Here is a 22,312-nt window from a genome sequence, read left to right on the forward strand (position 1 = left end):
CAGACGTTTCAACGCCTGCCCGCACCCAGTTCAACGAATAAAACACTTGGCGAGCAAACTCAAAAGCCAATCCCAACCTCTTACACAACTTGCAATTCAGTAAACAACTTAAATAACGACTTACGCGATAAACTTTCTTCAGTCACTTGCCATCACAGGCACACATTCTGGAGAACCAAAACCGTGAACAACCTGACAACAAACCAAACCATCAGAATCAGCAAAATCGCACTGATGTCTTTTATTAGTTTTTTCGGCTTGCTGATGATGTACAGCAACTTAGCCGACTACCCGACCAATTATGAGTATGTCGCTCATATATTGAGTATGGACACCACCAGCGACCAGTCGAAATATAGCCTTCGGGCCATTACATCGCCCATGCTTCAACATCGGATTTACTGGATCATCATTACACTTGAAGTTATCTACACCCTGCTTTGCCTGATGGGCACCTATCAGCTCTATAGAAACCTCAATGCCAGCGCCGACGATTTCCACGAGGCTAAAAAATATGCATTGATGGGTTTATTAGTAGCCATATTCGTCTACTACATCTGCATACAGGTTGTGGGTGTCGAATGGTTCAACATGGACCAATCGGATGTCTGGAACTATGATGAATGGGCCCAAAAAATTCTAAGCTTTACATCACCCACACTCATTTATATAAGCATCAGAACCGAGGAATGATTAAATCCCGTACTTATCAGCCCCGTTCACGCTTCTGCGTAATCGAAGTACCCCAGGTTTGCGGAACACCAACACATTACCCAACATCACCAGCACCAAACCCACCAATGCCGGCGCCGTCCATTGATAACCTTCGGCAAACGCCGACACGTTCAGCGCCACCACGGGGAACAGTACGGTGCAATAGGCTGCGCGCTCCGGCCCCATGCGCCCGACCAGCGTCAGGTACGCGGTGAAGCCAATCACCGAGCCGGGAATGACCAGATACAACAACGAGCCGATGTAGCGTGCATTCCATTCCATGTCGAACGGGATGCCTTTGACCAGGCACCACACCGTCAACATCGCCGCGCCATAAGCCATGCCCCAGGCGTTGGTGGTCAGGGGTTTGAGACCGGCCTTCTGTTGCAGGCTCGAGAGCATGTTGCCCGCCGAGAAGCACAAGGTTCCGAGCAATGCCAGACCTAACCCGAGCAAGGTTTCCGGGCTGGCGGTATGGCCCGCCAATTCAGGCCAGAACAACAGGCCAAGTCCGAACAAACCCAACGCACCGCCCATCAGCACGTTGCGGGCAATTTTCTGACCGAAGAATACCCGCGCATTGAGGGCGTTCCACAGGGTGGCGGTGGAAAACACCACGGCGACCAGACCACTGGGGATCCACTGGCTGGCGGTCAGGAAGCACATGAAGTTGATGCAGAACAGGCACAGCCCCTGCAGCAGGCAGATCAGATGCCCCCGACGGTTCATCACTTGCAGACGACGACTCAGCAGCAGCATGACGAACAGCACCAACGCCGCGAGGCCGAAGCGATAGACGATCGACACCGGAATCGCCACCACGCCCAGTTGCCATTTCAAGGCAATCCAGGTGGTGCCCCAGATCAGCACGGTCAGCAAATACAACGACAGGTTCATGGCAAAGGCTCCTCAATAGAGGCTCAGTGTCCCGCCCCAAGCCTCGCCGCACTTGCATAAACTTGCGCTTTTGTCAGGCCGGGGCTGGCACGTGAACGTCCACGGAGTAGGATGCAAGGCGTTGGAGAGAACCGATCATGCCCGCACTGGAATCACTGCAAGTCTTTCAAGCCCTCAACCGCTCGCCCAATGCTCGTCTGGAGCACAGCGCCGAGCTCGGTGACGGCATGGCTGCAGCCTTGTGGAGCAATCATCACGATGCTCAGGACTACGAAGCGCCGAGCCATCACACCCTGTCCTGCTACATCGCCGGCGGTACCGGGACCTTTCGCCGCGACCAGCCCGGCACCAAGGGCGGCCCCGACAAGCTGTGCATCCTGCCCGCTGAGCATCAGTCAGCCTGGGTGATCAACGGCGACATTCGTTTGGCACATGTTTATTTCGGCCCCGAACAGTTCGCCCTCGGCTGCGTCACGCTGCTGGACCGCGAACCTCGCCAACTGCAATTACGCGAAGCCACCTTTCTAGACGATCCGCTGCAAACCAAGCGCTTTCGACAGTTGATCACGCTGAACTGGGACGAGCCCGGCGAACGCCTGCTCACCAGCAGCCTGGCCCACGAAATGCTCAGCCACGTCTTGCTCGGCCAGGTCGGTATGCGCGAGGGGCTGCGGCTCAAGGGTGGATTGGCTGCGCATCAACGACGGCAGTTGGTGGAGTTCATCGACAATCAGTTGGCCGAGGCCATCAGCCTGGGGCAGTTGGCTGGGCTTTGTGCGTTATCGGAGTACCACTTTGCGCGCATGTTCAGAGAGAGCTTTGGATTGCCGCCGCATCAGTATGTGCTGTCGCGACGACTGAGCCGGGCACGGGCGTTACTGCGCTCGACGTCGCAGCCGTTGGGGGAGATCGCTTTGGCATGCGGGTTTGCCAGTGCGAGTCATTTCACTAATCGGTTTCGTCAGGCGTTGGGTGGAACGCCTGGGGAGTATCGGCAGGCGTTTTTGCGCTAGTCCTGGGATATTCGGCGTCTGTGCAGACACCATCGCGAGCAGGCTCGCTCCCACATTTTGAGCGCGTTACCCCTGTGGGAGCGAGCCTGCTCGCGAAGAACGATGACGCGGTCGACCGTTAGAACTCCAACGTGCTCGACAACGAAATTTGCCGAGAATCCCCCATCGACACAAAGAACCGGCTCGCCGCCGAGGTGTAGTAGGTGCGATCAAACAGGTTCTTCACGTTGAGCTGGAACTTGACCTTCTGCCCTTCGACCTTGGTGTCATAGGTGGCGAATGCATCGGCCACGGTGTAGCTCGGCAGATCGAAATCGTTCACGGCGTTACCGGCGCGCTCACCGACATACCGCGCCCCCGCGCCGACCCGCAGCTGATCGCCACCAACGAGGGTGCCGAAGTCATAGACCGCCGACAGCGAGCCGCTGTTCTTCGCTACGTTTTGCAGTTTTTTGCCTTTGTAGGTCGGGTCTTCAGTGACTTCGGCGTCGGTGTAGGCATAGCTGCCGATCATGCTCCAGCGATCACTCAGCTGACCGGTCAAGTCCACTTCCAGCCCACGGGAACGCACTTCGCCAGCGGCGCTGTAAATCGTCACCGGGCCTTCGGAGTTGGCCACCAGCACGTTGCGTTTCTTGATGTCGAACAGCGCGACGTTACCCGTGACGCGGCCCGGCATGTCGAGCTTGGCGCCGATTTCCCAGGACTTGGCTTCTTCCGGCGCGATGCTGCCGTCAAGCACGGTGCTGCTGCCGCTCAACGGCGCAATGGTCGAGTTGGGTTTGAACGACTCGGTGTAGCTGCCGTAGAACGACAGCTCATCGGTGTAGCGATACACCAGACCGGCGCGAGGCACCCATTTCTGGCCGTTGCTGTCGGTGTTGGCCTGGAACGGCACGCCTTTGCCGGCGTACTGGTCGTATTCCTGGAAACGCCCGCCAGCGACGAAAATCCATTGATCGGTCAGGTGGATCGAGTCCTGGAGGAATACCGAATCGCTGCGCAGTTCATCAGTCTGCGCACTGTCCGCAGGGCTGACGGTGGTGCCGGCGACTTCGCGGCCGTAGACTGGGTCGAGGTAACTGAAGGTGCTCAGGCTTTTCTGGCGGATCAGGTCTTCGCGGTAGATCTTGCGGTACTCGTCATCGATGCCGAACACCAGGTCATGTTGCAGGCCCAGAACGTTGACTTTGCCTTCGAGGCCGGCGGTGGTGAAACGGTCGGTGCTGATCGCGTTCTGCGTCCCATCCATGCTGCGGGTCAGCGTGCCTTTCTTGGTGTCGATGGCCGTGATGCGCACTTGGCTGGCGTCGTAGGTTTCGCGGTTCCAGCTGTAGCCGAAGTGGGCGTTCCAGTTGTCGTTGAGTTCGTGATCGGCCTCGAAGTGATACAGATCCGAGCGCCCTTCCATGTTATTGAAGGGTTCGTCGAGACGGCGTTCACGGGAGATGTCCAGCGGGTGATTGTCACGCGGGTCGATCACTGTGCCACGGTCGAACGGGGTCAGGAACTCCCGGTGTTCATAGGCAAACAGCAACTTGGTGCTTTCGCCGAACCAGGCCAGTGACGGCGCCACCAGCGTCTCGCGGTGAGTGCCGAAGTTGCGCCAGTAATCTTCGTCTTCGTGGTCCAGGACCATGCGGTAAGCGAGGCCGGAAGTACCGAGTGCGCCGGTGCTGTCCAGGCCGCCACCGCTGCCGTTTTTGCCGTCGCCGTAGGTCGAGCCGCGCAAGGTCAAGGCGTTGTACTGCTCAAGCTCAGGCTTTTTGCTGACCATGTTCACCACGCCACCCGGGTCCTGGATGCCGTAAAGCAAGGATGCCGGGCCCTTGAGGACTTCGACCCGATCCACGGTTGCATTGAGGCCACGGCCCTGCACGATCGGCATGCCATCGCGCATGATCGAGCCATTACGGTTGTCGCCGAAACCACGCGTCATCACCGAATCCTGGGTGCCCGCCAGCGTGTTGCCCTGGGTAATGCCGCTGACGTTGGCCAGCGCATCGTCCAGATTGCGCGGCGCCTGATCGCGAATGACCTGAGCCGGGATGACGTTGACGGTCTGGGGGATTTCCTGGAGCAAGGCCGAGGAGCGCATCACCGAACTGATGGGCGGCGGCTGATAGCTCATGGATTGATCGGCCACGGAAGTGATGGTGGTCGCGCCGAGGTTCAAGGTGCCTTCGGTGGGTAACGGCTCGAGGACCAACGTGTGGCCGTCGGTACGACGGAAGGTGAATCCCGAACCGCTGAGCAAACGCTGCATCGCCTGATCGGCGTTGAACTGACCATTGATCGCCGGAGCGGTTAGACCGTACGGCGCCTCATCGGTGTAGACCACGCTGATGCCAGTGATCCGGCTGAAGTCACTCAAGGCCTGGGGCAGCGGTTTGGCGGCCATCGCGAAGCTGAACTGCGCACTCTGTCGAGCACTGCCGGCCTCTGCTGCCACCGCCACACTCAACGGCAGCAACGCCAACGCCGAAAAGCTCAATGCACACGTACCCAACCATTGTTTGACCGAACCCGATTTTGCCCTGGACTTCATTGCTCATGACCTGTGTAGAACCTACGGGATGCGAATGACTCGCAGTTTCAGTCACTACACGGATGGCGTCGGGGTTTACCTCACCAGAAATTTTGAAAATATTTGAAAAAAGCTTCAACGCAAAATAATCAGCTGCCCCAGAACCTGGCGCTGTTCAAACCCCAACACTCCTTGCAACGAACTCAACACCGCCTGCGGATCCTTGCTCGGGAAACTGCCACTGACTCGCCGCGCCGCCAGTTCATCGTTGAGCAGTACAATCCGCCCCGGGTAATAACGTCCCAGGTCTTGCACCACCTCGGCGAGTGTCGCCTTGTAGTAATTGAGCCAACCCTGACGCCACGCCAATTGCGCTTCACTGTCGACGCTGTGGAGTTTTTCCGCCAAACCATTGCCATAAGCCACTTGCTGGCCAGCCGTCAGAATTTGCTGCGCGGCGTTCTTGTCCGCTGTCACACCGACGCGCCCGGACAACACCGTGACCTGCGCACCGTGAGGTTGCAGGCGTACTTCGAACTGAGTCCCCAGCACCTTCACCTGACCCTTTTCAGCGTCCACCACAAACGGCTCGCCGTTGTGGGTCACGCTGAAAAATCCGGCACCGCGACGCAGCTCAACGTGCCGTTCGCCACGACTGAAATCCACCGCAATCGCGCTGTCGGCATCCAGGGTGACTTGCGACTGATCGACCAGCGTGACCGTGCGAATTTCCCCCGGCGCCGACACATAGTCAGCCCCCAGATCATTGACCCAGCGCGACGGTTGCCAGCCAGCACCGACACCGATCATCAGCACCAGACACGCGGCCATCGCCAGCGCACCGGACCAACGCCGGACGCTGGTACGGCGCGAGCGATTCATGGCGTTGAGGTAACCCTGCAAGGCAAACACTTCTTCATCGGCCAGCGTTCGGGCCGGTGCTTCGGTCAACTCCCACACCACTTGCGCCTGGGCGTAAGCCTCGGCATGGGCGGGGTCGGCCTGCAACCAGCGACTGAACGAGATTTGATCGCCGCTGCTGGGCTGGTCATGCAACAGGCTCAGCCAGGCGAAGGCCGCCTGCTCCTGCGCGGGCGTCGGGGTGACGCGTTCGGTGTTGTTCACAGTGCTTTCCCTGGCGTGCGCGGTTCGGGTTCCCGCAGGCTGGCCTTGCAAGCCTCGAGGGCGCGCATCATATGTTTTTCCACGGCGCTTTGGGACAAACCCATGGCCTTCGCGATCTCGGCGTATTTGCGGCCATGGATACGGTTGAGCAAAAAAATCTGTCGCGTGCGCTCAGGCAACGCGCGCAACGCCGCTTCGACATGACGCAAATCGTTGCCCGCCTCCAACGCCGCTTGCGGTTCGCTACCGTGGCTGTCCGGTTGATCCGGCATCCAGCCCTCGTTGACCCGCACCCGCGTGCCTTCACTGCGTAAATGGTCGATGGCAATGTTGCCGGCGCAGCGCAACAGGTAAGTGCTGAGCTCTTCGACCTGCACCAGCGGCCGACGCCAGAAGCGCAGGAACAAGTCCTGCACCAGGTCTGCGGCCGTCGCCCGACACCCGACACGACGACTCACCAGCGCTTCCATTTGCGAACGCTGGGAAAGGAACACCTGCAGGAAATGCGCACGTGCACCGCGATGTTCGTCGTCATGGGATTCCGGGGGGCTGGTGATCATCAGCTCAGCCCTTTGCAAACGCGGCAACGGGGCTGGCGAGCAGGCTCAAACCCGCCAACACCAGGGCCAGGCGCGGGCGATACGGCATCAACAGCACCAGCACCAGAGCGCTGAGCATCAACACCGCAAACCATTCCACCAACCCAAGTCCCCACCCCGTCGACGACACCGCAGCCCACAACGACAACGCCAGCAACAGCCAGCCACTGAGTTTCATCCCTTGGCGGCGACGGGCCGAGGGTTTGCGCCCCAGCAGTTCGGCGTGATGCCGATCCATGGATAAACAGAGCGCGGTGAAACCGCCGTAGCACAGCAACAAGGCCAGGAACATTCAGTGCGCCTCTCGCTCATGCGATATCGATTTCGCCCGCGGTCGGATGACGATTCCAGCCTGCCCCGAGCGCTGCATTTTCCACGCCGCCCAAGCGAAAAACAGACCACTGCCCAAGCATGCCAGATCGAAACCGGCCATGGCCCAATCGCCCTGCGCCAGCGTGACACCCAAGTGATAAGGCGTGGTCAGCGCGTTCAGCAACGGCACCGCACAGAACAGCAACGCCGCCAGCGCCAACTGTTCGACCCACGCGGCGCGACCACGGCGGACCATGGCATGCAACACACTCAAACCCCAGACGATGAAGAAGCAGTTCACTTCCCAATCTGCCCGCCCGGCCATCCCGACCGGCAACAATCGATTGGCCCAGAAGAACGCCGCCACCGCGACCATCAACCCCGACATGCCGGCGATGTTCAGCACTTCCACCAGCCGCAACTCGAACGGCATCACACCGCTTTTCGCATGTTTGAGCTGACGCTTGCCGAGCCAGACCACCAGCCCGGTACCGATCATCGCCGTGCCCGCCAAACCACAAATGAAGTACAGCCAGCGCAACACAGGACCGGCGAAATGGCCCATGTGCAAGCCGTAGAAACTGCCGGCAATGGCCATCGGCAAGGATTGTCCCGCCGTGGCGCCAAGCAATTGCCCGGTCACCCCGTTGAACGTCACCGCGCTGCCAAAGTCGTGGACTACGTGGTCGGCGCCGTCACGCGCAAGGACGACCGAGGCATTCGCATCGCCCGGATTGTTGACCGTCAGCCGCCCGGCTCGCCCGCCCGACCACTGCTCTCGGGCCCGTTCCAGCAGCGGTGCCAACGGCGCCAACTGGCCCGGTTCACCGGCAAGTTCGGGGGTTTTGGAAACAGGAAACACTTCATCGTAAAAGGTATCGCTGTCACCGCCATACGAGGCAACGATGCTCGCGGGCATCACCATCGACATGAAAATCACCAGGCTGCTGTAAGTGATCATCAGGTGAAACGGCAACACCAGCACACCCACCGCGTTGTGCCCGTCGAGCCAGGAGCGTTGGCCCTTGCGCGGGCGGAAGGTGAAGAAGTCCTTGAAGATTTTCTTGTGGGTGATGATCCCGCTGATCAGCGCGACGAACATCACCATCGCTGCGATGGTCGACAGCCAGCGACCCCACGGATAGGGCATCTGCAACTGAAAGTTGAAGCGGTAAAAGAACTCGCCACCGCGTGTGTCCCGGCCCTGCACTTGCGCGCCGGTTTGCGGGTCGAGGAGTTTTTCGGTGAATTGACCCCGCGTGCCGGGCTTGGCCGGTGCTTGCTGCCACCGCACCGACAGCGCGGGTTCGCGAGCGTCAGGCAAATCGATGAGCCATCGCGAGGCACCGGCGGCGTGCTGCTGAAGATAGTGCTGGGCCAGGGTCAGACTCGTTTCGGAGGACACTGCACGTGCGGGAATTTCCGGCTGCATCCAGTGGCTGATCTCATCCTTGAAATAGGCGAGTGTGCCGGTCAGGAAAATCGCGAACAGCAGCCAGCCGAAGATCAGCCCGGCCCAGGTGTGCAGCCAGGCCATGGCCTGACGAAATCCCTCTTTCATGAGAGGTCCATCCAGTACGCCAACCCCGACACCGCCGCCAACACCACGCTTGGCACGATCAATCCGAACCAGGCTTGCCACGCACTGCGACAGGCAAAGTACCAGAGTACGGCGACCAGATAGACCAGAAATGAGCTCATCATCCCAGTGACCACCGCTTCGTCGCGGGCCATGGGCAGCCACATCGTCAGGCTGACACTCGCCAATGCCGCGACGAGGTACCCCCCCAGCACGGCGGCCAGCACTCGGGAAGTGACGGCAAGCCGGTAGGAAACGGGGAGCGTGGTGATTTTGCCTTTCATGTTTCGACCTTGAAACGGGTGAGGCCTCGTGAACGTCACGGGACCAACAAGGCCGCAATACTAATGATAAATATTCTCATATGCAAAATAGTTGAGATGGGGGGATGCCGACCACTCCGCGTGGGAACGATCAGTAACGATCAGCCCAAACGAGAACGGGCCTGCATAAGCAGACCCGTTTGTCAGTGGAAAGGTAAAAAATTAATCAGGCTTCAACCGTTTTGCGCAGCCTGTTCGTTCTCGAGAAACTCGTCTTCCAGCAACGCATCGGCAGCGACTCTCTCGAATGGCACCACCGCGGCACGTGGTTTGCCCCGCAGTTTGCCAAACAGGTGCTCAAGCGCATGTTCGAGTTTTTCGGCCGCCCCGTCGATCGCCAATTCCAGGGAGTCGGCTTTATGGGTTACAGAAATCGGCTGGTGGCCTTTTGGCCGCGCTTCCAGCTGACAGCGCAAGTCATGGGGACCGGGCTTGTCGCCGTTCTCGTCCCGCAGATGAACCTCGACGCGTGTCAGGTCCTCTTCATAACGTTCTAGCGTGCTCTCAATGGTAGTACGTACCCACTCCTCCAGTCGGATGCTGCTTTGAATATGGTTATCGCTGTTGACTTGGATTTGCATAGTTCATCCCTTATTTCAGCTAGCTAGCGAGAGGCACTTCGGCTGGCCCTTGGGCGTCATCACCGTGACCTCTTACTTACACAATCGGTCTGCTCGCAGAACAATTCAACCCCTAAAAAAAGATAATTTTTGATTCGTAAAAAAAGCCGGACAAGGAGCAAAAGCGCTGTTAAGGTCGGGAGTTGGGTCGCCTCGCTTCTTTGTCATAATTGCTCACATCTGCCGCTCCCCCAGCGGGTGCAGGCTACGAAAAATCCCCGCCTCCTCCACCAGCCAGTCATGCACCGCGCGCACGCCCGGATGGCTCAGCGCACCCGGCGCATAGAGCAGCACGTAGCGCTTGTGATTGGGCACCGCGAGGCCAAACGGCACGATTAACGTCCCCCGCTCCAGCTCATCGTTCAGCAACGTTCGCCGCGCAATCGCTACGCCCATCCCGGCAATCGCCGCTTCGATGGTCAGGTGATTGCGGTTGAAGGTATGCCCGCGCCGCACGTCCGCACCTTCGAAGCCAATGGCATTGAGGTAGAACTCCCATTCCGCGTACTCGTAACTGCCGCGCCAGGCTGTGATGTCGTGCAACAACGGAAAGTGCATCAGATCCATCGGGCCATGCAGCGGCGGGCGGCCGCGCAGCAGGGTTGGGGCACAGACGGGGAAGATTTGTTCGTCAAGCAAGGTTGTGGATAAAAGTCCGGGATAACTGCCGTCATTCAGGTCGATGGCCAAATCGAAGTCGCCTTCGTGCAATGGCACGCTGCTGTCCTCGGCCACCAGGCGCAATTGAATGTCCGGAAAGCGCTGCTGCAAACGCGGTAGACGCGGCGTCAGCCACTTGCTCAGGAACGACGGAATCGAGCGCAGCCGTAAAATCCCGCTGATCATCCCCGCATCCAGTCGTCGCAATTCCGCGTCAATGCTGCCATACGCCTCGTTGACCGTGATGGCCAGCCGCTGGCCCTCGGCACTCAACTCCACACCCCGAGCGCGACGGTGGAACAGTCGAAACCCCAGACGTTCTTCCAGTTGTCGGATTTGCTGACTGACCGCACCCGGCGTGATGTGCAGCTCTTCGGCGCATCGAGTGAACGACAAGTGCCGCGCGGCACAGGAAAACACGTGCAGCCAGACATAAGTCTGGGCATGCAATTGACGACTCATCGTTTAGTCCTGCTAAAGGCTTTCTTAGGAAGTTTCGTTGGTCACGTAGGACCGAGGTAGGCAGTATCGCCGACATTGCGCTTGTCCTACAAAAATGGCAGCGATTTCTCTTCCATTGCTTGTATAGGCTTTAGCATGGCTATCAGTGTTTTCGATCTCTTCAAAGTCGGCATCGGTCCGTCCAGTTCCCATACCGTCGGCCCGATGCGCGCCGCGGCGACCTTTGCCCAGGCACTGATTGACCAGCAATTGCTGGATGCCGTACGTCGGGTGGAAATCCGCCTTTACGGTTCCCTTTCCGCCACCGGCGTCGGCCACGCCACCGACCGCGCCTGTGTCATGGGCCTGATGGGCGAATGGCCGGACAGCATCGATCCCACTTCCATCGACAGCCGAATCCAGACCCTGCGTGAAACCGGTGAACTGTCTCTGGCAGGCAAAACCATCATTGCCTTCAACTGGCAGAGCGATCTTCTGCTACTCGACGAGAGCCTCCCCTACCACCCCAACGCCATGTCCCTGACAGCCTTTGGCGAAACCGGTGAGTTGTCGGAGCAAACGTACTACTCGATCGGCGGTGGTTTCATCATCGAAGCGGCCGAAGCCGAGTCCGGTATCGCGCCAACCAGCGATGTGGTGCTGCCGTACGACTTCTCCAGCGCCGCCGAATTACTCAAGCTCTGCAACCAGCACGGCCTGCGCGTTTCCGAGTTGATGATGGCGAATGAATTGGCCTGGCGCAGCGAAGCCGAAATCCGCCAGGGCCTGCTGCACATCTGGTCAGTGATGCGCGAGTGCGTCGAGCAAGGGTTGCGTCACGAAGGCATCCTGCCGGGCGGTCTGAATGTTCCACGCCGCGCCGCGAAATTGCACCGCAGCCTGTTGGAAATCGGCAAACCAAATGTCATCACCTCCACGCTGTCAGCCATGGAGTGGGTGAACCTGTTCGCCCTCGCCGTGAACGAAGAAAATGCGGCGGGCGGGCGCATGGTCACCGCGCCTACAAACGGCGCGGCGGGGATCATTCCGGCGGTGCTGCATTACTACATGAAATTTAACCCGGACGCGTCGGACGATGACGTCGTGGCGTTCTTTTTGGGCGCTGCGGCCGTGGGCATTCTCTGCAAGAAAAATGCTTCAATCTCCGGTGCCGAAGTCGGTTGCCAAGGTGAGGTCGGTTCCGCCTGCGCGATGGCCGCCGCCGGGCTGGCCGACGTCCTCGGCGCCACGCCGGAGCAACTGGAAAACGCCGCCGAAATCGGCCTGGAACACAACCTCGGCCTGACCTGCGACCCGGTCGGCGGGCTGGTGCAAGTGCCGTGTATCGAACGCAACGCGATCGCCGCCGTGAAGGCGATCAATGCCACGCAAATGGCCCTGCGCGGCGACGGCAAACACTTCATTTCCCTGGACCGGGTGATCCGCACCATGCGCGATACCGGCGCCGACATGCATGACAAATACAAAGAGACTTCACGGGGCGGCCTGGCGGTGAGCTGGGTGGAGTGCTGAGGAGCATTCCTTGACCGTCCGCAATGCTGGCGTTTGCGATGACGTTCTTCGCCCACCGCGGCCTGACCCGTTTCGTGTTGTCCGGGCGCTCCGGGGACATCACCGAAGTGGTGGAAGAACACTTCGGCATCGGCGCCGGCAAGCTGATCACGCTGCTGTATTTCTTCGCGATCTTCCCGATTCTGCTGGTGTACAGCGTGGCGCTGACTAACACCTTGAGCAGCTTCATGGAGCATCAGTTGCACATCGCACCACCACCGCGAGCGATGCTGTCGCTGGGTTTGATCCTCGGCCTGATGGCGATCGTGCGTTGCGGCCAAAGGCGTCATCGTCAAATGCATGAGCGTGCTGGTTTATCCGTTCGTCGCGGCGTTGCTGCTGCTCGGTTTCAGCCTGATCCCGAACTGGAACGGCGCGTTCTTCGCCACGGCCAGTGAAGGGATGCCGATGCCGCTGTTCTTCAACACCTTGTGGTTGGCGATCCCGGCTTCCTCGGCCATTACATCGGTGCCAGCGAAGGCTTTCAGGGCCTGATTGTAAAAAGCCTGCGCGGCCGTGGCCGGGTAATGTCTGCCCGTTCGCTGAACCGCGTGACCGCGCTGTTCATGATCCTCAGCTGCTGGGCCGTGGCGACCTTCAACCCGAGCATCCTCGGCATGATCGAAACCCTTGGCGGGCCGATCATTGCGTGCCTGTTGTTCCTGATGCCGATGTACGCCATCCGCCGGGTGCAAGCCTTGCGCCAGTATTCGGGTCAGGCCTCGAACGTGTTCGTGGTGCTGATCGGTTTAATTGCACTGTCTGCGATCATCTATTCATTCCTGCCCTGAATCGGGCAGGCAAAAAGAAGGCGGGCCTCAGTGCCCGCCTCTTTTTTGCCGAGTCTATTGTTCGACAATTTTTTCGGCATGCCCCTTGCTACGTCACTGCTGAGGCAAAAAGGATTTTTTAAATCTCAGCGAACGGCCTGCCGATGGTCTGGTATTGCGAACCAACCCGATCACGGCCGGTCAACAACTGCACGTTCAATCAGGCGGTGACGCATCATGGACAACCCATTTCAGCTCATTACCGATGCCTTTGCACCGGATTATCAGATCAACCTGAGCATTCAGGGTCTGGATGGCAGCATCATGCTGACCCTCTCCAACAGTGGCCGCGTGGTCGCCAAACGGATGATCAGCGCCGAACAACGCAACGACCCCCTGCGCCTCAAACGCATGGTGCAAAGCATTCAATTCGGCATCGCCATCGAACAGGGCCACAGCGCCGTGGCCATCCTTGAAGCCATGACCGACGGCGACAACCACACCCCGCCACCGCCACACGTCAAGGGCCACAGCCGGCCAGCCATGAGGCTTTAAATCTCGCCCTTCTCGACGTCGGGATGCTCACCGGAACCCGCGCCGATCTTGCGCTGCGGGTGCTCGATCTTCACCGAAGGAAATTGCGACGACGCGTAACGCACCACCAGAATCGAAAACGCCAACAGCAGAATCCCGCCGCACAGGTAGATGATGCCGATGTCCGGCGGATTGTGGTGCGAGACGTTGGAGATCAGCAGGCGCGTCAGCGCGGTGATCGCCACGTAGATCAGGAAACGCACCGGCATGTGGTTGGTCTTGAAGTAAATCCCGACCATCGCCCCCAGTTCCAGGTAGATGAACAGCAGCAAGATGTCATCGATCTTGATGTGCCCCGCCTCGATCATCTGCAAAAACTCCATCACCGCCGCCCACGCGGTGACTGCACCGATGGCGAACAGCGCCATATAGTGGAAGGTCTCGACGAACAGGTTACCCAGGGACTCAGCCAGTTGATGCACGTTCTGCCGCAGGTTCTCGGCCCAGTTGATTTTCACGATGTTTCTTCCTTAGCTCGGTTCGAGCGGATGATACGGGTTTGACGTGACGGTTGTTCTGCATGCAGAAAAAAGGCCAGGGACTGGGAATTGAGATGATGGCCGCGTGACATGAGACACTTCGGCGGTGTTTGAACAGACGCCTTCGCGGGCAAGTCGGACCGCGAATGGAGCGACACGGTTTAACTGACAAACGCTGAATTCGGTCTACTTTAAAAAGCCACTACCCAAAGTGCAGGGATTCGCTTATCCTTTTCGCTGTATATAAATACAGTAGTCGAATAAGACAACTTAATGTGAAGGCATGTGAGGTGGTGAATGGCCGTCGAAGTGGTATACCGCAGCAGCCGAGATCTGGAGCGCTTGTTCATGGATAAAGCCGAAGCTGACCGTCATGACAAAATGCTCGAACTGGCCGAATTGCTGGCTGAAGTGTTGCAAAAAGCCGTTCCGTCCCTGACCGAACAGCAAGTGGAAGAAGCCGGGATCTACATGGCGAAGAATCGCGATGTGTTCGCCAAGGCGTTCAAGAGTCAGCCGGATGCTTTGTCCGAATTGCTCAATGCGCCTGCTGAAGTCGCTGAACCTGTTGAAGTGGCGGACGCTGAGCCGACCAAGCCAGCTAAAGCCCCCAAGGCTGCCAAGTAAGCAACACCCGAATTGAATAGGCCCTGAGTCAAATGACTCAGGGCCTTTTTCATGTCTGCAAAAAACCTATGCGTCGGGTTGTTCCAACGCCTCGACCAGCGCCTTGAAGAAACGCGCCGCCTCGCCGCCCGTCACCACGCGATGATCGAAAGTCAGGGACAGCGGCAGGACCGGATGCACCACCACAACGCCGTCGACCGCCACTGGTTCATCACGAATGGCGCCAGCGGCGAGGATTGCCACTTGCGGCGGCACCACCACCGGGTTGGCGTAGCGACCGAACAAGGTGCCGAAATTCGACAACGTCAGGGTTGCCCCCATCATTTCCCTGGGCGGAATGGATCGCGCTTGCACATCGGCTCTTAATCGCGTGACGCCTTCCTTCAAGTCAGCCGAGGTGCGATGACCGACATCGCGTAGCACTGGCACAAACAGGCCGTCCGGGGTGTCAACGGCGATGCCCAGGTCGAGCCGTTCGTGCTGTTTGAGCAACAGGCTTTTGCCGTCGAAGGCGCTGTTGAGCACCGGTTCCACGGCGCACGCTGCCGCCATCGCCTTGGCGAGACGAATCAGCGGTTCGCGTGCCTGACCCCAGCGGTGCAGGTCGGCGTCACCGAAAATCGTCACCGGCACGACTTCGGCATGGGACAGGGACATGTTCAGCGCCATGCTGCGCCGCACACCGCGCAACCGTTCGCCGCCGAAGCGCTCGCGTTCAGTTTGAGCCGCGTTTTCCACATCAGTGCGGGTGATCAGCCCCTCGTGGCCGGAGCCCGTTAACCCGCTCAACTCCACGCCGAGTTGCCGAGCCAGTTGCCGCACGGCCGGGGTGGCACGGGTCGCCAGATGCTCGCGGGTCGAAGGTGCGGCACCGATGAAAAACGAGTCCTCCTGACTGCTGCCGCCACCTTCGAGTCGCCCCACTACGGTGCCGGCGTCTGCTTCGCCTTCGTAACCGAGCAGCGGTTCACCGACATGAATGATGTCGCCCTCGCCGCCGTAGAGTTTTGACACCACGCCGTCATAGGGTGCGGGGATATCCACCAGCGCCTTGGCCGTTTCCACCGACACCAGCAGTTGATCGGCCTTGACGGCATCGCCAACGCTGACGTGCCAGCGGACGATTTCCGCCTCCTGCAAACCTTCGCCCAGATCCGACAGTTTGAAATATTTCATCGCGGCCTCCTTGGGTTCAGGCGTCTTTTTAGAGGTAGTGCAGCAGTACGTTGTCGCAGGCCTGAAGAATGTCCTCGACGTTTGGCATGTAGAGCGATTCCAGTCGATACAGCGGCGGCGGAATGTCCGGCGCGGTGACTCGCTGAATGGGTGCCTGCAGGTCCAGCAACACCCGTTCGTAGAGACTCGCGGCGATTTCCGCACCGACGCCACAGGAGCGCGGTGCCTCGTGGACGATCACGCAGCGACCGGTCTTGCGCACCGAAGCTTCCAGGGTGTCGAGGTCCAGGGGCTTGATAGTCGCGACATCGATCACTTCCGCCGACACGCCCCGTTCGGCCAATGCGGTGGCGGCTTGCAGGGTTTCCATCACACAGGCGCCCCAGCTGATCAGCGTGATGTCGCTGCCTTCGCGCAGGGTGAAACAGCTGTCCAGCGGCAGGCGCTTGCCATCGTCCAACAGCGGTTGCGGGTTCATGCGATAGAGCCGGGTCGGTTCGAGAAACACCACCGGGTCAGGGTCATCGATGGCCGCCAGCAACAAGCCATAGGCCCGGGCCGGCGATGACGGAATCACCACCCGCAGACCTGGAATGTGCGCGAACAATGCTTCAGTGCTTTCGCTGTGATGTTCTGGCGCCCGAATCCCCGCGCCCATCGGTGTGCGCATGACCATCGGGCAAGTGATCCGCCCGCGAGTGCGATTACGCATGCGGCTGGCGTGGGACACCAGATGTTCCATGGCCGCGTAGATGAAGCCCATGAACTGGATTTCCACCACCGGTTTCAGACCTTGGGCGGCCATGCCCACCACCAGTCCGCCGAGCATGGTTTCAGCCAGCGGCGAGTCAATCACTCGCTTGAAGCCGAAGCTGTCGCGCAGCCCTTGAGTCGCGCGAAACACGCCGCCGTTCACCCCGACGTCTTCACCGAGAACGATGACGTTTTCGTCTTCGCTCATCGCCCGATGCAGCGCCAGGTTCACCGCTTCCAGCAACGTGACTTTGCCGTTACTCATGGCTCGAATCTCCCGCGCGGCGCGCCGCCCTTTCGAGCAACTCTTCACGCTGCCCGGCGAGGGGCTCCGGCCATTGGGCGTAGACGTGATCCATGACCGATTCGGGTGCCTGAGTTCCCGCTGCTTCGAAGTTATCCACAGCACGCTGCACCAGGCCCTGGCATTCGCTGATCAGGGCCTGCTCGCGGCCTTCGTCCCAGACGCTCTGCCCGACCATGAAACGTTGCAGGCGTTTGACCGGTTCTTCCAGCCAGGCCTGCTTGACCTCGTCCGCCGGCCGGTAGCGCGTGGCATCGTCGGCGGTGGTGTGGTCGCCGAGGCGATAGCTCAGGCATTCCAGCAACACCGGGCCTTTACCGTGGCGTGCCCGTTCGAGGGCCGCTTGTACCCGGTCGTAAACCGCGAGCATGTCATTGCCGTCGACCTGTTCGCCGTGGAACCCTGCGCCAATGGCTTTCTGCGCCAGGGTCGGAGCGCCGCACTGAATCCGTCGTGGTACCGAGATCGCCCATTGGTTGTTGTTGACCACGAACACCACCGGCAACTGCCAGGCGCCCGCGACGTTGAGGGCTTCGAGGAAATCGCCTTTGCTGGTGGCGCCGTCGCCACAGGTGGTGACGGCGACCCGATGCTCACCGCGGATTTTAAAGGCGCTGGCGACGCCGCAGGCATGCAAGGCCTGGGTGGCAATCGGCACACAGATCGGGAAATCCTGGGCCGCCGCCGGTTCGGCAAAGTCGCTGCCGCGCTCGTCGCCGCCCCAGTACAGGAGGATTTCTTCCATGCGCACCCCACGCATCAACTGCACGGCAGTGTCACGGTAATACGGCACCAGCACGTCTTCGGCGTGCATCACGCTGCCGACGGCGACGCCAATGGCTTCCTGGCCCAACGTTGGCGCATAAGTGCCGATGCGCCCGGTGCGTTGCAGGGCGACGGCTTTCTGATCAAAAAGACGGGTCAGGACCATCTGCCGATAAAGGCGCGTCAGCAAATTGAAATCGTCGGCCCAGGCAGGAAGTTCGCCGAGCAATTGGCCGTCAGGGGATAAAAATCGGGTGTAAGGCAGCTCAACCTTGTGAAGCATCCCTGGGGCTCCTGGCACGCCGTGTCAGCGTGCGTCAGTCAAGCCTGACGCGTGTGGCGCCAGGCCTTGGGAGCAAGTCTGCCGGATAGGCCCTCACTCCTTCATCGATACAGCACTTTCTCCGCCAATTCGTCTGCCACTCGGGCCGGCGAGCGTTTTTCCGCCTGAGCATGGGCGAAGACTTCGGTCAGCCGCGAGCTGATTTTCGACAGGTGTGCGGTGATGGTCGTTAACTCTTCGCCGCGGTGTTTGAGCGAAACGTAAATCAGCCCGCCGGAATTGATCACGTAATCCGGCGCATACAGAATGCCTCGCCGCTCCAATTGATCGGCGACTTCCAGATGGGTCAATTGGTTGTTCGCCGAACCGGCCACCGCTGCACAGCGCAGTTGCGTCACGCTGTGGCTGTTGAGCACACCGCCCAAACCGCAGGGCGCGAGGATGTCGCAGGGCGTACTGAGCAGTGCGTCATTGGCAATCGGGTGAGCGCCGAGTTGCTCCATCGCCAGTTGCACTTTGCCGTGATCGATGTCACTGACCAGCAGTTCGGCTCCGGCAGCGTGCAGCTGTTCGGCGAGGGCAAAGCCGACGTTGCCGAGCCCTTGAATTGCCACGCGCAGGCCTTCGAGGTTATCGCTGCCCAGGCGGGCCATGGCGGTGGCGCGAATGCCGGTAAACACCCCCATCGCCGCGTGCGGCGCAGGGTCGCCCGCCGAGGTGGTGCTGGTGACGTATTGGGTCTGTTGGGCGATGCAATCCATGTCCGCCACGGAGGTGCCACTGTCGATGGCGGTGATGTAGCGACCGTCAAGCTGATTGATGCAGCGTCCGAACGCTTCGAACAGTGCACCACGGTTTTCCACATGGATCGGGCGGACAATCACCGCAACGCCGCCGCCCTGAGCCAGACCGGCCAGCGCCGCCTTGTAACTCATGCCTTGGGCAAGGCGTACCGCGTCCTCGACGGCGGACTCGTCGCTGGGATAGGCAAGGTAACGACACCCACCGAGGGCAGGCCCCAGACGGCTGTTATGAATGGCAATCACCGCCTTCAACCCGGTGACCGGGTCGACGCACAGATGCAGCGATTCAAGGCGAGTGCTTTGCATGAGAGCGAACATCGCAGGGCTCCCGAATGACGACTTGTAGTCGCCAGTATAGGCTTGCGCCCAAAAATTGCAGAAGCGCACGGGAATAAGCGTCGTCGCCATGCAGACTTTCGGTCATAACCTGAATGCACCTGTGTGCGGCACTGGACGAATGCCCAAGACGGGGCTAAAACGAGGCATTCCCCGGAGATTTTGATGACCCCGCGCCAACGCTTCTTCGACTGCTTGCAACGAACACCGTCCGCGCTATTCGAGGCGGCGCTGTGGGTTGCCGCCGAACACGACAGTGAGGTAGATCCCGAGGCGGTGCTGAAAGACTTCAAGGACCTGCAACAGCGCGTCAGCTATAGCTTGCCGATGCTGCCGGTGAGCGAGTTGGCCCAGCCGTTGTTACGTCGTATGAATGACCTGGGATTTGCCCAGGACGACTTTACGCCATTGCGTCCACAAGTCGCGCTGATCAATCACGTGCTGGAACGCCGGCGTGGGCAGCCGCTGAGTCTGGGGTTGATTGCCCTGGAACTGGCCAAAGGTCTGGAGATCCCCTTGGTCGGGGTCAACTTCCCCGGGCATTTCCTGCTGCGAGTTCCGGGGGCCGATCACTTGCTTGATCCCTGCGGTGGACGCCGGTTGTACCCTAACGATTGCCGGGAATTGCTGCAACGCCAGTACGGCCCGAACATGAAGCTCAGCGCCGAGCATTTGCTCACTGCCGAGCCGGTGCAAATGCTGCAGCGGCTGTCGCGCAATCTGCGTCAGTTACACCTTTCTCACGATGACTACATCGGCGCCCTGATCGACGCCGAACGGGTGCTGGAGCTGGGCAACGCCAACGCCGCCGACTACCTGGCCCGGGCCAGTCTCTATCAACGGCTGGACTGCCCGAACGCCGAGCGCTTTGACCTGGAGCACGCATTGCTGCTCAGTGACGACCCGATCCAGCGAATTCGCCTGACTGAGCGGTTGGGGCATTTGCCGCCTAACTCCATCGTCCACTGATCCTTGATTCATTGTGGGAGCGAGCTTGCTCGCGAAGAGGGAGTGTCAGTCAACATCTATGCAGCTGAAATACCGCTTTCGCGAGCTCGCTCCCACATTGGCTCGGTGTGAGGTGTTAAGGAGTGTCTGGCTGGTTGGCCGGATGCGCCTTGATGAACGCCGGATGTGTGGCTGCCAACGCCGCCACTCGACGAATCCGCGGATACGCCTCAAGTGAAACGCTGAAGCGCTCTGCCGCATACAACTGCGGGATCAGGTAGGTGTCTGCCAGCCCAGGCATCGGACCAAAGCAATACCCGTCATCGCCGATCAACTGCTCCACCGTCGCCAAACCTTGGCTGATCCAGTGCCCGATCCACTCCACCACATGCAGTTCATCGTGCCCCAATTGCCGCAGCTTATTGAGCACGCTGACGTTGTGCAGCGGATGCACGTCGCAGCCAATCACCGCCGCCACGCCACGCTCATGGGCGCGAGTGGCGAGGTCTTTGGACAGCAGCGGCACCTGTGGATAACGTTCCTCCAAGTACTCGATGATCGCCGGCGACTGAATAAGCAGTTCACCGTCGTCAGTGCGCAAGGCCGGCACCCGGCCTTGCGGGTTAACGGCGAGATACGGCGGCTGTCGATGCTCGCCACCTGGCGGCGCGATCAGGTTGATCGGCAGCGCCTGATAATCCAGCCCCTTGAGCGCCAGCGCGATACGCACCCGATAGGACGACGTCGAACGGTAGTAGGTATAGAGTTCCATGACCCGATCCTCTTAGCGCGCCGGCAGTATTTTGCCGCGGCATTCACCAAAACCGATGGAGGCAAAACCGTCGCGGATGCAACGGGCGCGCAGGATGATTTCGTCGCCGTCCTCAAGGAATTTACGCACTTCGCCGGACGCCAGTTCAATCGGCTTTTTACCACCCTCGCTGATTTCCAGCAGGCTGCCGAACTGACCGTTTTGCGGGCCCGACAAAGTGCCCGAACCGAACAGGTCGCCGGCCTGCAACTGGCAGCCGTTGACGCTGTGGTGCGCGACCATTTGCGCCACGGTCCAGTACATGTGTTGGGTGTTGCTCAGGGTCAGGCGATGGGCTGGCAGGTTTCGCTCGCGCATGGTTTCGGTGAGCAACAGCACTTCCAGTTCGATGTCGAAGGCACCAGCGGCCTGATCGCGTTTGTCGAACAAGTACGGCAGCGGCTGCGGATCGCCTTCCGGACGCGCCGGTTGAGCACGACGGAACGGCTCCAGCGCTTCGGCAGTCACTACCCACGGCGAGATGCTGGTGATAAAGCTTTTCGACAGGAACGGCCCCAGCGGCTGGTATTCCCAGGCCTGGATGTCCCGCGCGGACCAGTCGTTGAGCAGGCAGAAACCGGCGATGTGATCGGCAGCGTCACCGATGGCGATCGAGTCGCCCATGTCGTTGCCCTGGCCGATCCAGATGCCCAGTTCCAGCTCATAGTCCAGGCGTGCGCACGGACCAAACGTCGGCTCGATCTGACCGGCCGGCAAGGTCTGACCTTTCGGACGACGAACGCCAGTGCCGGACGGGCGAATGGTCGAGGCACGACCGTGATAACCGATTGGCACGTATTTGTAGTTCGGCAGCAACGGGTTGTCTGGACGGAACAGTTTGCCGACGTTCTGCGCGTGCTCGATGCCAACGTAGAAGTCGGTGTAGTCGTTGATTTTCGCCGGCAAGTGCATCTCGCAATTCGCCGCCAGTGGCAGCAGTTTTGCGCCTTGGGCTTCGATCTTGCCGTGCAGTGTGCTGCCGTCTTTGAACAGTTCGAGCAAGCGTTCGCGCAAGGCAACGCGAGCCTCGCGGCCCAGTTCGAAAAACGCATTCAGCTGACCGCCACGGGTGGCCTCGACTGCCGCTTTCGCCGCACCGTCGAACAAACCGGCGTCCAGTGCTGCTTCCAGATCAAAGATATGCTCGCCGATGGCCACGCCGCTACGGGGTGCGGAGCCCTTCACGCTGAACACGCCCAGCGGCAGGTTTTGCAGCGGGAAATCGGTATGGCCGTTGGCAGAGGCAACCCAGCTACGAGTGATGGAAGTCTGAGTCATGGG

At 59.9% G+C, this 22,312-nt stretch carries 21 protein-coding genes and 2 pseudogenes; 7 read left to right on the top strand and 16 right to left on the bottom strand.

Translation table 11 applies throughout. The annotated features are described in order from the left end of the window. Nucleotides 1–183 precede the first annotated feature (183 nt). Nucleotides 184–693: a DUF2165 domain-containing protein gene (locus tag ACYZT0_RS20920; RefSeq protein ID WP_462046614.1), complete on the top strand. Its 510-nt coding sequence runs from the start codon at nt 184–186 to the stop codon at nt 691–693. On the opposite strand, the gene ACYZT0_RS20925 is transcribed toward ACYZT0_RS20920, so the two are convergent. Further along, the gene (locus ACYZT0_RS20925; protein WP_462042816.1) at nt 694–1,611 is read right to left on the bottom strand and encodes a DMT family transporter; all 918 of its coding nucleotides are present in this window, start codon (nt 1,609–1,611) and stop codon (nt 694–696) included. Nucleotides 1,612–1,748: 137 nt separating this feature from the next. Here ACYZT0_RS20925 and ACYZT0_RS20930 point away from each other — a divergent pair, with 137 nt between their 5' ends. Continuing rightward, a complete protein-coding gene (locus tag ACYZT0_RS20930; protein ID WP_462042817.1) occupies nt 1,749–2,624 on the top strand; it encodes a helix-turn-helix domain-containing protein in 876 nt (291 codons plus the stop codon). 118 nt (nt 2,625–2,742) lie between these two features. Here ACYZT0_RS20930 and ACYZT0_RS20935 read toward each other — a convergent pair whose 3' ends face one another. The 8 genes from ACYZT0_RS20935 to ACYZT0_RS20970 all read right to left on the bottom strand — a co-directional run bounded on the left by ACYZT0_RS20935 (nt 2,743) and on the right by ACYZT0_RS20970 (nt 10,831). Then, nucleotides 2,743–5,172 (bottom strand): TonB-dependent siderophore receptor, encoded by a 2,430-nt coding sequence (locus tag ACYZT0_RS20935; RefSeq protein ID WP_462042818.1) that lies wholly within the window; start codon nt 5,170–5,172, stop codon nt 2,743–2,745. A gap of 114 nt (nt 5,173–5,286) precedes the next feature. Then, nucleotides 5,287–6,276: a FecR family protein gene (locus ACYZT0_RS20940; RefSeq protein ID WP_462042819.1), complete on the bottom strand. Its 990-nt coding sequence runs from the start codon at nt 6,274–6,276 to the stop codon at nt 5,287–5,289. After that, the gene (locus ACYZT0_RS20945) at nt 6,273–6,836 is read right to left on the bottom strand and encodes an RNA polymerase sigma factor (protein WP_008150603.1); all 564 of its coding nucleotides are present in this window, start codon (nt 6,834–6,836) and stop codon (nt 6,273–6,275) included. The genes ACYZT0_RS20940 and ACYZT0_RS20945 overlap by 4 nt, the downstream gene beginning before the upstream one ends. A 4-nt stretch (nt 6,837–6,840) precedes the next feature. Next, nucleotides 6,841–7,167 carry a DUF3325 domain-containing protein gene (locus tag ACYZT0_RS20950; protein ID WP_462042820.1) on the bottom strand — a complete coding sequence of 109 codons (327 nt, stop codon included), beginning with the start codon at nt 7,165–7,167 and terminating at the stop codon, nt 6,841–6,843. Beyond that, a complete protein-coding gene (locus ACYZT0_RS20955) occupies nt 7,168–8,748 on the bottom strand; it encodes a PepSY-associated TM helix domain-containing protein (RefSeq protein ID WP_462042821.1) in 1,581 nt (526 codons plus the stop codon). It abuts the gene before it with no gap. Continuing rightward, complete coding sequence (locus ACYZT0_RS20960) at nt 8,745–9,050, bottom strand: DUF3649 domain-containing protein (protein WP_462042822.1); 306 nt, start codon at nt 9,048–9,050, stop codon at nt 8,745–8,747. The genes ACYZT0_RS20955 and ACYZT0_RS20960 overlap by 4 nt, the downstream gene beginning before the upstream one ends. A 212-nt stretch (nt 9,051–9,262) precedes the next feature. Continuing rightward, nucleotides 9,263–9,670, bottom strand: a complete 408-nt coding sequence (locus ACYZT0_RS20965; RefSeq protein WP_462042823.1) for an HPF/RaiA family ribosome-associated protein — start codon at nt 9,668–9,670, stop codon at nt 9,263–9,265. A gap of 213 nt (nt 9,671–9,883) precedes the next feature. Then, nucleotides 9,884–10,831 (bottom strand): LysR substrate-binding domain-containing protein, encoded by a 948-nt coding sequence (locus tag ACYZT0_RS20970; protein WP_462042824.1) that lies wholly within the window; start codon nt 10,829–10,831, stop codon nt 9,884–9,886. Nucleotides 10,832–10,966: 135 nt separating this feature from the next. On the opposite strand from ACYZT0_RS20970, the gene ACYZT0_RS20975 reads away from it, so the two are divergent. From ACYZT0_RS20975 to ACYZT0_RS20985, 3 genes and pseudogenes are all read left to right on the top strand, one after another. Next, nucleotides 10,967–12,343 (top strand): L-serine ammonia-lyase, encoded by a 1,377-nt coding sequence (locus ACYZT0_RS20975; protein ID WP_462042825.1) that lies wholly within the window; start codon nt 10,967–10,969, stop codon nt 12,341–12,343. A gap of 20 nt (nt 12,344–12,363) precedes the next feature. Further along, nucleotides 12,364–13,173 (top strand): annotated as a pseudogene (locus ACYZT0_RS20980) (SLC5/6 family protein); the annotation flags it as partial. 216 nt (nt 13,174–13,389) lie between these two features. Continuing rightward, nucleotides 13,390–13,707: a DUF3509 domain-containing protein gene (locus tag ACYZT0_RS20985; RefSeq protein ID WP_462042826.1), complete on the top strand. Its 318-nt coding sequence runs from the start codon at nt 13,390–13,392 to the stop codon at nt 13,705–13,707. Here the strand turns inward: ACYZT0_RS20985 and ACYZT0_RS20990 are convergent. Next, a complete protein-coding gene (locus ACYZT0_RS20990; protein WP_462042827.1) occupies nt 13,704–14,204 on the bottom strand; it encodes a phosphate-starvation-inducible protein PsiE in 501 nt (166 codons plus the stop codon). The two genes, ACYZT0_RS20985 and ACYZT0_RS20990, sit on opposite strands and share 4 nt — an antisense overlap. Before the next feature lie 318 nt (nt 14,205–14,522). Between ACYZT0_RS20990 and ACYZT0_RS20995 the strand changes: the two are divergent. After that, nucleotides 14,523–14,777, top strand: a pseudogene (locus ACYZT0_RS20995) (YebG family protein); the annotation flags it as partial. Nucleotides 14,778–14,918: 141 nt separating this feature from the next. Here the strand turns inward: ACYZT0_RS20995 and ACYZT0_RS21000 are convergent. The 4 genes from ACYZT0_RS21000 to ACYZT0_RS21015 all read right to left on the bottom strand — a co-directional run bounded on the left by ACYZT0_RS21000 (nt 14,919) and on the right by ACYZT0_RS21015 (nt 19,254). Beyond that, complete coding sequence (locus ACYZT0_RS21000) at nt 14,919–16,028, bottom strand: dihydrolipoamide acetyltransferase family protein (protein ID WP_462042828.1); 1,110 nt, start codon at nt 16,026–16,028, stop codon at nt 14,919–14,921. Nucleotides 16,029–16,056: 28 nt separating this feature from the next. After that, nucleotides 16,057–17,046, bottom strand: coding sequence for an alpha-ketoacid dehydrogenase subunit beta (locus ACYZT0_RS21005; RefSeq protein WP_462042829.1), 990 nt, complete (start codon nt 17,044–17,046; stop codon nt 16,057–16,059). Beyond that, on the bottom strand, nt 17,039–18,133 hold the full coding sequence (pdhA, locus tag ACYZT0_RS21010; protein WP_462042830.1) for a pyruvate dehydrogenase (acetyl-transferring) E1 component subunit alpha: 1,095 nt from the start codon (nt 18,131–18,133) through the stop codon (nt 17,039–17,041). The genes ACYZT0_RS21005 and pdhA overlap by 8 nt, the downstream gene beginning before the upstream one ends. Nucleotides 18,134–18,234: 101 nt before the next feature. Further along, nucleotides 18,235–19,254, bottom strand: a complete 1,020-nt coding sequence (locus ACYZT0_RS21015; RefSeq protein ID WP_462042831.1) for a Glu/Leu/Phe/Val dehydrogenase family protein — start codon at nt 19,252–19,254, stop codon at nt 18,235–18,237. Between the two features lie 183 nt (nt 19,255–19,437). On the opposite strand from ACYZT0_RS21015, the gene ACYZT0_RS21020 reads away from it, so the two are divergent. Further along, nucleotides 19,438–20,241, top strand: coding sequence for a SirB1 family protein (locus ACYZT0_RS21020; protein WP_462042832.1), 804 nt, complete (start codon nt 19,438–19,440; stop codon nt 20,239–20,241). 115 nt (nt 20,242–20,356) lie between these two features. On the opposite strand, the gene maiA is transcribed toward ACYZT0_RS21020, so the two are convergent. Beyond that, nucleotides 20,357–20,992 (bottom strand): maleylacetoacetate isomerase, encoded by a 636-nt coding sequence (maiA, locus tag ACYZT0_RS21025; protein WP_462042833.1) that lies wholly within the window; start codon nt 20,990–20,992, stop codon nt 20,357–20,359. 12 nt (nt 20,993–21,004) lie between these two features. Continuing rightward, the gene (gene fahA, locus ACYZT0_RS21030) at nt 21,005–22,309 is read right to left on the bottom strand and encodes a fumarylacetoacetase (protein WP_462042834.1); all 1,305 of its coding nucleotides are present in this window, start codon (nt 22,307–22,309) and stop codon (nt 21,005–21,007) included. Between the last annotated feature and the right edge of the window lie 3 nt (nt 22,310–22,312).

It is taken from the genome of Pseudomonas sp. ZS1P83 (assembly GCF_054897825.1).